The sequence below is a fragment of the Virgibacillus pantothenticus genome, from assembly GCF_018075365.1.
GTDB lineage: Bacteria > Bacillota > Bacilli > Bacillales > Amphibacillaceae > Virgibacillus > Virgibacillus pantothenticus.
In genome coordinates this window covers 3,548,510-3,562,525 of the sequence record NZ_CP073011.1, presented here as the reverse complement: position 1 = coordinate 3,562,525, position 14,016 = coordinate 3,548,510, and the positions used below count along the sequence as shown (strand labels likewise).

Annotated in this window: 8 protein-coding genes and 1 other annotated feature; of the genes, 7 read left to right on the top strand and 1 reads right to left on the bottom strand. The window is 38.7% G+C overall.

The genetic code is table 11. The features are described from left to right. Positions 1–251: 251 nt before the first annotated feature. Positions 252–505 (top strand) — a binding site (T-box leader). A gap of 142 nt (positions 506–647) precedes the next feature. Next, the gene (gene ileS, locus KBP50_RS16380; protein WP_438273197.1) at positions 648–3,719 is read left to right on the top strand and encodes an isoleucine--tRNA ligase; all 3,072 of its coding nucleotides are present in this window, start codon (positions 648–650) and stop codon (positions 3,717–3,719) included. Positions 3,720–4,079: 360 nt separating this feature from the next. Here ileS and pdxK read toward each other — a convergent pair whose 3' ends face one another. Then, a complete protein-coding gene (gene pdxK, locus KBP50_RS16375) occupies positions 4,080–4,886 on the bottom strand; it encodes a pyridoxine/pyridoxal/pyridoxamine kinase (RefSeq protein ID WP_050351512.1) in 807 nt (268 codons plus the stop codon). 618 nt (positions 4,887–5,504) lie between these two features. Here pdxK and sppA point away from each other — a divergent pair. The 6 genes from sppA (at position 5,505) to cydC (ending at position 13,678) form a co-directional block, all read left to right on the top strand. Next, on the top strand, positions 5,505–6,497 hold the full coding sequence (sppA, locus tag KBP50_RS16370) for a signal peptide peptidase SppA (RefSeq protein ID WP_050351511.1): 993 nt from the start codon (positions 5,505–5,507) through the stop codon (positions 6,495–6,497). 11 nt (positions 6,498–6,508) lie between these two features. Next, on the top strand, positions 6,509–6,976 hold the full coding sequence (locus KBP50_RS16365) for an RDD family protein (protein WP_050351510.1): 468 nt from the start codon (positions 6,509–6,511) through the stop codon (positions 6,974–6,976). 693 nt (positions 6,977–7,669) lie between these two features. Further along, positions 7,670–9,022 carry a cytochrome ubiquinol oxidase subunit I gene (locus KBP50_RS16360; RefSeq protein WP_050351509.1) on the top strand — a complete coding sequence of 451 codons (1,353 nt, stop codon included), beginning with the start codon at positions 7,670–7,672 and terminating at the stop codon, positions 9,020–9,022. Beyond that, a complete protein-coding gene (locus KBP50_RS16355) occupies positions 9,019–10,032 on the top strand; it encodes a cytochrome d ubiquinol oxidase subunit II (RefSeq protein WP_175609419.1) in 1,014 nt (337 codons plus the stop codon). Before KBP50_RS16360 ends, KBP50_RS16355 begins: the two co-directional genes overlap by 4 nt. A 206-nt stretch (positions 10,033–10,238) precedes the next feature. After that, positions 10,239–11,972: a thiol reductant ABC exporter subunit CydD gene (cydD, locus tag KBP50_RS16350; protein ID WP_050351507.1), complete on the top strand. Its 1,734-nt coding sequence runs from the start codon at positions 10,239–10,241 to the stop codon at positions 11,970–11,972. Beyond that, positions 11,972–13,678 carry a thiol reductant ABC exporter subunit CydC gene (gene cydC / locus KBP50_RS16345; protein ID WP_050351506.1) on the top strand — a complete coding sequence of 569 codons (1,707 nt, stop codon included), beginning with the start codon at positions 11,972–11,974 and terminating at the stop codon, positions 13,676–13,678. The genes cydD and cydC overlap by 1 nt, the downstream gene beginning before the upstream one ends. The last annotated feature ends 338 nt before the right edge of the window (positions 13,679–14,016 follow it).

The following is a 14,016-nucleotide window of genomic DNA, read 5'->3' as shown; positions in this document are numbered from 1 at the left end:
AATAAGTCTAAATGGGAGATAACAGCACCTAAATCCATTTCATAAGAAGCCTTTAGGTTATACCATTACAGTACTAACAATCAGTTGGGGATGCATGAAAACCCCTACGGATTGAAGATTCACTTTATGAAGTATTTTTTTGTTTCCTTTAACTTCTGCTGTTTAGTTTCTATGTCACAAGCTGTTCTATGAACAACGATTCTTGACAACAGATGTGGTTTGTTATAGGGTTACAGTAAGTAAACAAACGGCTACAGTCATTGACGAGAACAAGTAAGCATAGTGATGGTTCTACAGAGAGTTGGCATTCTGCTGCAAGCCAATGTTCCATATATGCTGAATATCCTCTCCGAGAAGAAAAGTTGAGGCTATAAGTAGGCTTTTCCGGAATCCTCACCGTTATCACAGAGGCGCGTATGATTGTACGTTGATGAGTGCTGGAGAATATGATGTTTATAAACTCTGGAACCAGGGTGGTAACGCGGGTTATAAGCTCGTCCCTAGAGATGCATAGGGGCGAGCTTTTTTGTATGTAAAAAATGAAAAGGAAGGATAGGCATTGCCTTAGCTTTTGCCAGTCGATTGCTTTTTTGCTGTCTTAGCTTTAAAAATATTTTAAGGAGTGAGCAGTGGTGGAAGATAATAATTTGAAAGAAACCGTGCATGAACGGGAAAAACGAGTAAAAGAGTGGTGGAAAAAACAGGATATATTTCCGAAATCTATTGACCAAAGAGAAGGGAAGGACACGTTTGTTTTTTATGAAGGGCCTCCTACTGCAAATGGGTTACCGCATGCAGGGCATGTGCTTGGCAGAGTGATTAAAGACTTTGTAGCAAGGTACAAGACAATGCAAGGCTTTCAAGTTTTAAGAAAAGCGGGTTGGGATACACATGGCTTACCTGTAGAATTAGGTGTGGAGAAAAAACTCGGAATATCCGGAAAACAGGAGATAGAAAAGTATGGCGTAGAAAAATTTATCAAGGCTTGTAAAGATAGCGTATTTGATTATGAAAAACAGTGGCGAAGATTTACAGAAGCAATCGGCTATTGGGTGGATATGGATGATCCTTATGTAACGCTTGAAAATAATTATATAGAAAGTGTCTGGTATATTTTATCCACTATTCATGAGAAAGGTCTATTGTATCGAGGACATCGTGTAACTCCTTATTGCCCTAGCTGCCAAACATCATTAAGCTCCCATGAAGTTGCACAAGGGTATAAAAATGTAAAAGATCTATCAGTTACTGTAAAATTTCATATCGCAGGAACAGAAAATGAATTCTTTTTAGGCTGGACAACAACTCCTTGGACTTTGCCGGGAAATATTGCGCTTGCAGTACACCCTGAAATAGACTATGTCAAAGTCAAGTGGAATCAAAGTGTTTATATCGTAGCAGCGAACCGTTTAAAGGCGATCTTTAAAGAGGATTATAAAGTGCTAAGCCAACACAAAGGAAAGGAGTTTGTTGGTCTTTCCTATCAACCTCCTTTTCCCATGTTTAACGTAAAGCGAGGATATCAAGTTATCGCTGCATCATTTGTCACCGATGATAGTGGTACAGGGATAGTACATGTAGCCCCAGCTTATGGGGAGGATGACTATCATGCGGTGAAGCAGAATGAACTCGATTTTATTCATGTTGTTGATCAGGCTGGAAGATATACGGAAGACATGCCTTCTCTTAGAGGACAATTAGCAAAGCAGAGTGATGTTGCAATTATTAAAATGTTGGTTGAAAAAGACCTACTGTTTGCGAAGGAAAAATATGAGCATAGCTATCCGCATTGCTGGCGTTGTGATTCTCCACTGCTTTATTATGCAATGGAAGGCTGGTTTATTCGAACAACAGCTATCAAAGATACGATCTTAAAAAATAATGAAATGATTGAATGGCATCCAGAACATATGAAGCATGGTCGCTTCGGAAAGTTTCTTGAAAATATGGTCGATTGGAATTTAGGCAGAAATCGTTATTGGGGCACTCCGTTAAATGTATGGATTTGTAAAGACTGTGGTCATCAAGTAGTTCCAAATAGCATTAAACAGCTAAAAGCATATGCCAAAGGTGATTTTCCTAAACAGCTTGAGCTGCACAAACCTTATGTAGATAAAATTGTTCTCAACTGTCCGAACTGCCAAGGTGATATGCATCGAACAAAAGAGGTTATTGATGTCTGGTTTGATAGTGGCTCCATGCCGTTTGCACAATATCACTATCCCTTTGAGAATAAGGAGCTGTTTGAAAAGCAATTTCCAGCTGATGTAATTGCTGAAGGTGTAGATCAAACAAGAGGCTGGTTTTACAGTCTATTAACGGTTGCTTCCTTGTTTGTGGGAAAACCTTCTTATAAAAGAGTTCTTTCTTTAGGACATATTTTAGATGAAGACGGTAAAAAAATGTCCAAAAGCAAAGGGAATGTTATTGATCCAATGCAGCTAGTGGAAACGTATAGCGCAGACGCGCTCCGATGGGCTTTATTGGCCGATAGTGCACCATGGAATAATAAGCATTTCTCTGCAAAACTAGTTGCCCAAGCAAAATCAAAACTGGTTGACAGATGGCAAAATGTGTACGCTTTTTATGCCATGTATGCTAAGATTGATCAATTTAATTCACAACAGCATGGTAAAGGAAAGCAAACATTGTTGGATAAATGGATTTTGTCTCGGCAACAGACGGTAGTGAATCAGGTCAATTGCTATTTAGATGACTATGATTTTACTTCGGCTGCTAAAGTCTTAGCCGAGCTTGTAGATCAAGTAAGTAACTGGTATATCCGCCGTTCTCGTGACCGGTTTTGGAGTGAAGGAATGGAAGATGAAAAATTGGCTGCTTACCATACACTAAGAGAAGTATTACTAACAACTAGTAAGCTACTTGCGCCATTTATTCCATTCATTACAGAGGATATTCATGTAAAGCTTACTGGGAACAGTGTTCATTTAGCTGATTTTCCTAACTCTAATGAAACGGTTATAGATGAACAGCTTGAGCAGGAGATGGAAGGGGTTCTTCAAGTTGTAGAACTTGCACGGCATGCCCGCAACTTATCCAAAATCAAGACCAAGCAACCACTATCATCATTAACTGTTATAGGAAATAAGGAAGCTGTTCTGTATTTAAGAAAATATGCTGCCATTATCAAAGATGAAATCAATGTCAAACACGTCTATCTATGCGATGATATAGAAGATGAAGTGCGTTATGAAGTCAAATTGAACTTTTCTACAGCTGGCCCAAAATTAGGAAAGCGGACAGGACTTGTGCAAAAACAACTACAACAGTTGTCGGATCAAGCTATTGCTGGCATGGTAAAAGGGGATCGCAGATTAACTTTACCGTCAGGAGAAACGGTACAGCTCGATGAAGAAGATCTCATAGTGAAGCAAGTGACAAAGAAAGGGTTGGAAATAGCTGGAAACGAGTCCTATACGGTACTGTTAGATACAGTGTTAACGGAAGAACTGAAGCAAGAAGGCATAGCTCGGGAGCTCATACGTGCTGTGCAGCTTTATCGAAAAGAGTTACATTTACCTGTTGACCAACGTGTGTCCATTACGTTTGATGGGAGTGACAAGGTGAAGACTGTAATTACGTTATATCAGGAATTGTTGGAAACCAATTTGTTACTAAACGGCATCACATTTGGTGAAAAACCAGTCATGAAAACCGTTCAACTGAACGAAGAGAAAATACGTATCGGAATTGAATAAATCTGTTTGCTGGTAAATAGCCAAGGAAAGAGGAGCGTCAAGGTAGAGGGAGGGGGAAAAACGAATCTTTAGGGCGCAACACTAATTCCTTGGCTTGTTTTTTGGCAAGGATTTATTATAAATCCAACATGCTTTCCCATGTATGTAAAACTGACAGTATACATTATTCGTCATGCTAATTATGCAACAAACTCTGTGCTTTTTATCTCGTATATAAGGTCTGTATGACTCCCACTTCAATTTGTATAGCCAAAGGTCTAAGTGGGAGATAACAGCACCTAAATGCCCTTCTCTATTCGAGCCCTTTAGATCAAGCCGTGGGGGTAGATGACAACCCCACTGATTGAAGATTTTACTTTATTAGTTGGTATACTTATTATAAGCTCCATGTCTTACAGGACCTACATATTCATTCAATTTCCAGCCATGCTTGATTGCTGCTGTTACGAAATTTTTTGCAGCTGTCACGGAATCTTTGACGGAACGCCCCTTTGCTAAATTAGCTGTAATAGCAGCAGCGAAAGTACAGCCGGCACCGTGGTTATAGCTTGTATTTATTTTATCTTCTTCTAATACTGTAAATTCTTGACCGTCATAAAAAAGATCGATGGCTTTCTCGTGATAAAAGGCTTTTCCGCCTTTAATTACAACATGTTTAGCGCCTAATTCATGAATTTTTACAGCTGCTTGTTTCATGTCGTCTAACGTTCTAATTGGGCCGGTTTGTGCTAGCTGACCAGCTTCAAACAGGTTTGGAGTGGTAATGACGGCGTGTGGAAGCAATAATTCACGCATGGCATCTGTGTTTTCTGGCTGTAGAACTTCGTCGTCACCTTTACAGACCATGACCGGGTCGAGAACGTAGTTTGATAAATGGTAGGCTTCGATTTTTTTAGCACCCAATTCTATAATATCAACAGAACCTAGCATTCCGGTTTTCATCGCATCGACACCTACAGATAAAATGGTATCCAATTGCTTTTCAACGATCGATACATCGATCGGAGAGACATGGTGACTCCATCCATCTGGGTTCATCGTAACAATAGAAGTGAGAGCCGTCATGCCATATACATCATGCTCTTGAAATGTTTTTAAATCAGCCTGAATACCAGCGCCACCGCTAGAATCAGACCCTGCAAGTGTTAAAGTTTTTTTCATCGTCATAGCAATCGCTCCAAACGTATAAATGGTTTGTATTTCTTCTTTCTATATAGGATATAATAGAAACTCTGAGATGAAAAGCAATAGATACTAATGGAAACGGTAGTTTAAATAACCTAATATGTATTATTGGCTCTCGAAAAGGCTAGGCTAGCATATGCTATTTTCATGTTGGTTATAATTAATAAATGAAGGAGCCATGTTTGTAATATTTGTTTAGGGGAAAAATAGAATGGACTATATATTGATTATTCAAGGAGGTATGACGTAAGGACTCTGGAATATGCCTACTTGGAGAAGACGAATCGCATTAGTTATAGAACTTAAATCATTTTGTTATTCATCGTTACTTTTATCCGATATAAGTATAAGGTGCTGTAAGACTCCCGCCTCAACAAGAATTGGCAAATCCATACTACAACAAAGTCTAAGTGGGAGATAACAGCACCTAAATGCCCGATTCGTTTAGAAGCCTCTAGGTCATACCATTACGGTACTAACAATCAGTGGGAAATGAAAGAACCCCCCACTGATTAAAAAATTCATTTTATTGAATCATGTAAAAACAATAGTGTATGATGGAATTACTCATAAAATTTGGGAGAATATGGAGGAGATCGTGTGAATTCAAAACGCTGGTTTGCCATTCTTGTAGCTGTGGTTTTATTAGTTGCTTCGATCGGATTTCGATTTGTTAGCAGTTTAGCAACTACTAATTTTGCAGAAATGTTTGCTTTTCAGGATAATAAATTTGAAGAAGAAGTGATCGAAGAAGGAGTAGGTGAAAAAATTGCAGTTTTAGAACTTAACGGGATTATTCAAGATACTGCACCAACTCCATTAGTGAATACAACCTCGTACAACCATAAACGCTTTTTGGAAATGCTAAATGAAGCGGGAGAGGATACATCCGTCGATGGTATTATTCTTCACGTAAACACTCCAGGTGGCGGGGTCGTGGAAAGTGCTGAAATCCATGATAAAATTGTAGAAATTCAAGAAGAATATGAAAAGCCAATTTATGTTTCAATGGGTAATACGGCAGCCTCTGGAGGATATTACATATCAGCCCCAGCTAATAAAGTAGTCGCTCATCCTGCAACTTTAACCGGTTCAATTGGTGTAATTATGGAAGGCTATGATCTGTCTGAACTAGCAGACAAATGGGGGATTGATTTTAATACGATTAAAAGCGGAAAATATAAAGATATTATGTCATTTTCTCGGGAAATGACAGGAGAAGAGAGAGAAATTCTACAAACGATGGTTGACGATATGTACGCAGATTTTGTAGATGTTATTGTTGAAGGACGGGAAATGTCTGAATCCAAAGTAAGGGAATTAGGAGATGGCCGTGTCTATACTGGTAGCCAAGCAAAGGAAAATGGTTTAGTAGACGAGTTAGGTTCGTTAGATGATACGATTGCTTATATGACAGAGGATTACGATTTTAGCGATGTGGAAGTTGTGAAATACAATTATTCTGCTAGTCTTGATGAATTTTTTGGCATGTCAGTGCAATCTATGTTTACAAATGAAGCAGAGTTTCTCGGTATTATGGACATGGTTCGTGAATCGAACGCGCCACGTGCAATGTATTTATATTCCAATTAAGGGGGGATAAAATGAGTGAGCTTACTGCTACAGAAGCGCCTGAACTGGTGACAGATACGAGAAAATATGCTGGATTCTGGATGCGATTTTGGGCGTATCTGATTGATTTAATTGTTGTATTTAGCATTAACGGCATTCTTTTAACCCCGTTTAAATTCATCAACGATGGAGAAGTGGTGGATGTTGGCTATTGGACGTTAACGGGGATTATTGCATCGATTGTTTTTTACCTGTATTTCTTATTGATGACAAAAAAGTTTAGCCAAACTTTAGGGAAAATGATTTTAGGCATTAAAGTTGTGCGAGCGGATGGAGAGCCCTTAAGATGGAGTGATTTAATTTTCCGAGAAGTAATTGGACGATTTTTCCATCGTGCGTTTGATATTTTGGTGCTTTTGTATATCGTTGTTGCTTTTTCCAATGAAAAACAGGGTATTCATGATATGGTTAGTAATACGAGAGTCGTGTTCGTTGAATAATGTATAAGATAGGCACACAGACAGCTGATGTTTTTAAGACTTCTGTTTGTGTGTTTTTTTACAGAATAAGAAAGTATAAAATGAGGTGCTTGGAGATAACGAAATAACTGAATAGCCACGTCCTGCGCAAGCGCCCAGCAACTAGGCGACTTTAGAAAAGCTTGAAGGAGATATAGATAATCGTTTTACATAACTTGTAAGAGTCAGGTGTTAACAAAAGAGCTTCTTAGGGTTTATGCCAATTAGTGCAAATCATTTTGCTCATAAGTGAACATGTGAATAAGGCTTACGATTTATTTTAAGCCAAAAGCCAAAGAAATTCTCAATTTTGTGTGTAAATTATCAATAATAGGGAATGTAATAATGATAGAGCGATATTTTTATTTTGATGATTCGATTATAAAAATCGACTAATTTAACTTTAGGGTTGCATTAAAATTAGGATATATCATAAGCGTTATTACTATGGAGATGGTTGCAGACAAATATTTGTTTGAAGTTTGTCATACTTTTGTCATGGCTTTATTCCCTTTTTTATATGAAAATAGTTTATACTAATTATTATGTGAGTAAATCACTAATTATTAACTTTTCTTTAAAATAATGTTAAGTTGGAAAAATAAATAAGTAAATCTATAATTGATCATTACTGAACAATACGGCTGAAGCCGATAATTAGGAGGATTGCCGATTATGATGGATTTGGATCCAGTGTTAATGAGTCGATTGCTAACAACAATCACTTTAGTATTTCACATTATTTTTGCAACTTTAGGTGTCGGGGTCCCATTAATGATTTCCATCGCAGAATTTATCGGGATAAAGAAAAAAGATCCGCATTATATAATGCTTGCAAGAAGATGGGCTCGGGGATTTGTTATTCCGGTAGCGATTGGGGTAGTAACAGGAACTGCGATTGGATTGCAGTTATCTTTGTTATGGCCCGAATTTATGCAGGCCGGAGGGCATGTAATTAGCTTGCCGTTATTTATGGAAGTATTTGCTTTCTTCTTTGAAGCTATTTTCTTAGGAATATATATGTATACTTGGGATCGATTCAAAAACCAAATGATGCACTGGTGGTTATCATTACCGATCATTATTGGCGGTGCACTTTCTGCTTTCTTTATCACAACTGTTAATGCGTTTATGAATACACCGGAAGGCTTCAAAATGGGGAGCGATGGGTTTGAGGCAATAAATCCATTGGAAACGATGTTTAACCCAGCGACACCGACAAAAGTTTTTCACGTGTTAGCTTCTGCTTATTTAACAGTAGCAGCCATTTTAGCAGCCATTGCCGCGTTTGGATTATTACGGAAAAAAACAAAAACATATCATAAGAAGGCATTAAAGCTAACCGTTACGTTAACATTTATTTTTGCGATTTTTACAGCAATAGCTGGTGACTTGTCAGCTAAATTTCTCGCAGAATATCAACCGGAAAAATTGGCAGCAGCTGAATGGCATTTTGAAACAGAAAAAAATGCTGATTTAATATTATTTGGCTGGTTAAACGAGGACAATGAGCCAGAAGGTGTTATCCGTTTCCCAGGTCTACTTAGCTTTTTAGCTTTTAATGATTTTAATGGAGAAGTTATTGGTTTAGAGGAGTTTCCGGAAGAGGAACGTCCTCCACTATGGATTCACTATATGTTTGATTTAATGGTCGTTATTGGCTTTTTCCTGCTAGGTATTTCATTCCTGTATCTTCTCTTATCGAAACTAAAACGGTGGAATGAAAATAACAAATGGATGCTTTGGATGCTTGTTTTAAGTGGGCCTTTAGCTATGCTGGCGATTGAATTTGGTTGGATTTACGCGGAAGAAGGAAGACAGCCTTGGATCTTGCGTGGATATATGACAGTGGAAGATGCAGCAACGACGTCACCATATGTAGGTTGGATGTTTGTGTTGTTTTTACTCCTTTATATTGGACTTGGGGTTTTCGGGGCTGTGGTGCTTCGCAAAGTGTTTAAAAATAATCCAGTAGAGGAAGAGCTGGAGAAAAAATATCCGACCATCGAAAAGGGTGATCAATCATGAGTTATGAAATAATTGGGATCACAGTATTATGGCTCTTTTTATATGGGTATTTAATCGTTGCTTCTGTTGACTTTGGTGCAGGCTTTTATGCGTATTATGCAAAGGTGGCAAAAAAAGATCATATTATTAACCAGCTAATTTCCAGATACTTGTCTCCAGTATGGGAAGTAACCAACGTCTTCTTCGTTTTCTTTTTCGTTGGCATTGTTGGCTTCTTCCCAGATTCAGCTTATTACTATGGTACTGCGCTGCTCGTTCCAGGGAGTATTGCGATAATATTGCTGGCGATTCGTGGTTCGTTTTATGCGTTTGAAAACTATGGATCGAAAAAAAGTAATCTGTACATGTTTCTTTACGGGGCAACAGGGTTATTAATTCCAGCATCTTTATCGATTGCTTTGACGTTATCAGAAGGAGGCTTTATTTTTGAGGAAAATGGGAAGGTCTCCTTGGACTATTTCGCATTGTTTACGAGTCCTTATTCATGGAGTGTTGTGTTCCTAGCGATCGTATCGGTATTGTTTATTAGTGCATCATTTTTAACTTTTTATGCTGCAAGAGCAAATGACTTGGAAGCATTAAAGCTTGTTCGTAAATATGCGCTATTTTGGGCGACGCCGACGATTATTGCTGCATTGACAACGTTTATTGCACTAGGGCAGCATAATGAACGACATTATCAAAATATGTTTGACTACTGGTGGATGTTTGGCTTATCGGTTGGTTTCTTTTTGATTGCAATGTGGTTAATCTATGAAGGAAAACGATATGGATTGGCATTTATTAGTGTCATGTTGCAATTTTTCTTTGCCTTCTTTGGATATGGAGTAAGCCATTTTCCATATATATTGGATCCGTACATTACGGTTTATGAAAATGCTACACATGAATCAACTGGAATTGCGCTAATCATCGTATTTATTGCTGGCTTATTCCTGCTGGTTCCATCATTAATTTTATTGATGCGTCTGTTCCTGTTTGATGCAGACTATGTAAAAGGAAAAAAATAAGCATGTATTTTATGCATGGGGGCTCCGCAAGCTCTCATGCATGCCCTCCTTTGTTTAAAGTGAGGGATTTCTTGCTTTTTCGGTGCAAACTAGGTTTTATTTCATTTGCATTTTTCTGGAGGAAGCAGACTTAAAAGTTGTAGTACCTCCAAAAAATATTTTGTGTATATAATTGTAATTGAGCTCATAGGGTGAGGAGCATCTGCATGAATCATATAAAGAATTATCTTTATGCAAATAAAAAAAGCACCATATATTTACTAGTGCTGTCATTGTTAATGGGAAGTTCGATAGTGGCACAGGCTTATTTGCTTGTCACCGTCATTGATGGTGTGTTTTTACAAAAGAGCAGTTTTCAGGAAATTCTTCCATTATTAGGGGGATTATTGTTCGTTTTATTTGCCAGGAGCTTTATTCCTTTTATTAGTGGAAAAATTGGAATCCATCTAGGGTCAGAAGCAAAGAGCCATTTTCGACAGAGGCTGGTTGCTCATTTTTCTAACAACCCGGTGCAAGCTTCACTGAAAGGTCAAGCGGGTCAAAAGGTAAGTGTCATGATGGATGCGATTGATGAAGTAGATAGCTATTTTAGCAGCTATATTCCACAAGTTATTCGCTCGTCCGTTATTCCTGTGATTATCTTGATTGTCGTTTTTTTAGAGCATGTTAATTCCGGTTTGATTATGCTGATTACTTCGCCATTTATCCCTTTATTTATGGTGATTATTGGTATGCAAACGAAGAAAAAATCGGAAGAGCAAATGGAAGAGCTAGCCGCTTTTTCCGGGCGATTTCTTGATACACTACAGGGTCTTGTCACATTAAAATTGTTTGGCAAGGCGAAGCAGCAGAAACACGTGATCCAAACGAGTAGTTTGCGTTTTCGAGATGCGACAATGGAAATATTAAAAGTAGCTTTTACGTCATCGTTTATGCTTGAACTCATTTCCATGCTGGCAATCGGTTTGGTTGCTTTGGAAGTTGCATTACAATTGATTGTTTTTGATGGAATTTCCTTTTTTTCAGCTTTTTTAGTGCTTGTATTAGCTCCCGAATATTTTACGTCACTACGGGAGCTAGGAACGGCATTTCATAATGGCAAAAGCAGTATGGGAGCAGCAAAAAAAGTGGAGGAAGAATTAGCCCTGGATGAGGCATCTGCTGTTACATGGGGAGAAACACCGCTTTCTAAAAAAGAGGAACCTGTAAAGCTGGAATTACAAGGTGTCTCATTTCAATATGGTGAAGATGATTTTATGTTACACCCTATCCATACTACTTTCGCTCCCAGAACGAAAAACGCCATTGTTGGGAAAACAGGGTCAGGTAAATCCACGCTTTTGCATCTCATTGCAGGTATTATGATGCCAGATGAAGGGAGTATTCTAGTTGACGGAAAGCCTTTAACTGCCTATCAGGAAGCAGATTGGTTTTCTCAATTAGGCTATATTTCGCAACATCCGTATATATTTGCAGGTAGTATCGCCGATAATATTGCCATTGGAAATAAGCAAGAAACAACAAGAGAAGCAATAGAACATGCGGCAGAGCAAGCAGACCTTGCTGCCATGGTTGGTGAGTTAGAGAATGGGTATGATACGTATGTTGGAGAAGGTGGACGAGGGCTATCGGGAGGAGAGAAGCAACGTTTAGCTTTGGCGAGAGCATTTTTAAAACAGCCAGCGATCATCTTGTTTGATGAGCCGACGACAGGGCTTGATTTAAAAACAGAACGCATTCTTCAGGCTTCGATCGAAAAGCTAGCTAAAGGAGCGACCATTATAACTGTTGCGCATCGTCTGCACACGATAAAAGATGCTGATCGTATTTTATACCTTGATCAAGGCCGTCTGGTTGCTGAAGGAACACATGAACAGCTGATTCAACGTGTAGAAGGATACCGTAAGATGGTAATGGTACAGCGAGGAGGGCAGCGGTAATGAAAGAGCTAACCTTTGTAATGCGAATGATGATGAAGGAAAAAAAAGATATCGTACTCTCTATCGTATTCGGATTTATTGCGGGAATGGCTGCAGTACTCTTGTTTTCTGCTAGTGGATATTTGATTTCCAAAGCAGCATTTGCACCACCTTTTTACACACTGATGCTTGTCATTGCATCTGTAAAGTTATTAAGTTTTGTTCGGGCATTTAGTCGGTATGGAGAAAGATATGTGTCCCATCGTGGCACATTTACCATGCTTAGTCAATTACGGATGGCTTTTTACGAAAAGCTAGAACCGTTAGCGCCAGGAATCTTTCATAAGTATCGCAGTGGGGATTTACTGGCTCGTATTGTTGGTGATGTGGAAAGTTTGCAAAATTTCTTTTTACGTGTCGTGTATCCACCAGTAGTATTGGCACTTGTATTTATGAGTACGATCTTTTTTACGACCTTTTATTCTTTCCAAATAGCAGTCATTTTGCTGATTGGATTCTTACTGACTGCGATTGTGATCCCGGCCATTTTTGCTGTTCATCAACGGGCAATTGATAGTGAAGTCCGTATAAAAAGAGCAAGTCTTTCAACGGAAGTCACAGAGCTTTTGTATGGCTTCCGTGATTTGAAAATTTATCAACAGTTGGATGATAAAGAGCAAAAGTTGCTTCAAGCTTCCGAGTCTTACATCAAAGAGCAAGATAAAGAAGAGAGGACGACGTTGTTCAATCAGTCGTTAAATCAATTCATTTCACTGCTCGTAATGGTAGCAGTATTAGCTGCAGGTGCTTATCTGATTGGAAGAGGAGAGTTAGATGGAATTTTTCTCGCCATGCTGATTATGATTACCTTGACTGTTTTCGAAGAAGCGCCGGCAATGGCTGTGTTTCCCATCCATTTTAACGATAGTCGTCGTGCAGCAAAGCGGTTATTTTCGATTATTGATCAAAAAGAGACACCTGTTCATAAGGAAGTTTTAGTGATAGATGAAGCACCAGAGATTCAGATGGAAGATGTTACATTCACTTTTGCGACTGAAGAACGTCCAGCTGTAGAAGATGTACATGTGCATTTGCCTTCAGGGTCAAAAACAGCTTTTGTTGGCGCAAGTGGATCTGGAAAGTCAACGTTAATGCAGCTTATGCTACAGTTAATCACACCGAATCAGGGAAAGATAACAATAAGTGGAACTGAAATGGCAAGCGTGCAACAGGAAAGCATTTGGAAAGCAGCGAATGTTGTCTTACAAGAAAACCATTTCTTTTATGGAACCATTCGTGACAACTTATTATTGGCAAATGATACAGTTGCAGACGCAGAATTACAGGTTACGCTTAGAAAAGTTCAATTGGAGCATTTTCATTTGGATGATAGGGTATACGAACGAGGAGAAAATCTGTCCGGCGGGGAAAAGCAGCGCCTTGCTATGGCTCGGGCGATGTTAAAAGGCGGCAAGCTTTGGCTCTTAGATGAGCCTACATCCTCTCTAGATGCCGTTACAGAACAAATTGTTTATGAACACGTATTTAGGCAAGCAGCAGATGATACGCTTGTGCTAATTAGTCACCGTCTGGCAGGATTGGAAAAAATGGATCAAATTATTGTAATGGACGAGGGCAAAATCGTAGAAACTGGTACATTTGCAGCATTGATGGAAAAACAAGGTTACTTTTATGAAATGAAGAAGCTGGAAAATAATTTGTTATAAATAGAACAAAGGTCGGGGTGCCCGTTTAGCAACGTAGCGAATGGAACGAATCAACTGAGATAAATTTGCGATCCATTAAAATATCCTGGCTGCTCTCTATGAGCTTTTGAAAATAATAGATAAGCCTGCATATTTTTTGTGTAACGTTATATTAATTGCTCCTTTCGTAATGTAGTACTGATTTGTGTATGGACTAGTTAACCTACGAAGTTACGATTAAGGAGCCTCTTTTCGTTCATAATTACTTTTTATCCCGTATATAAGGTTGCTGTAAGACTCCCACCTCAGGAGTTGGATAATTTGTGTACTGCACAAGTCTAAGTGGGGGATAGCAGCAC

What these genes read in the sequence shown, in the direction of transcription:
- pdxK (WP_050351512.1), bottom strand. Translation starts at nt 4,886, where the DNA reads ATGACGATGAAAAAAACTTTAACACTTGCAGGGTCTGATTCTAGCGGT.
- KBP50_RS16365 (WP_050351510.1), top strand. Translation starts at nt 6,509, where the DNA reads ATGAGTGAGCTTACTGCTACAGAAGCGCCTGAACTGGTGACAGATACG.
- KBP50_RS16360 (WP_050351509.1), top strand. Translation starts at nt 7,670, where the DNA reads ATGATGGATTTGGATCCAGTGTTAATGAGTCGATTGCTAACAACAATC.
- KBP50_RS16355 (WP_175609419.1), top strand. Translation starts at nt 9,019, where the DNA reads ATGAGTTATGAAATAATTGGGATCACAGTATTATGGCTCTTTTTATAT.
- cydD (WP_050351507.1), top strand. Translation starts at nt 10,239, where the DNA reads ATGAATCATATAAAGAATTATCTTTATGCAAATAAAAAAAGCACCATA.
- cydC (WP_050351506.1), top strand. Translation starts at nt 11,972, where the DNA reads ATGAAAGAGCTAACCTTTGTAATGCGAATGATGATGAAGGAAAAAAAA.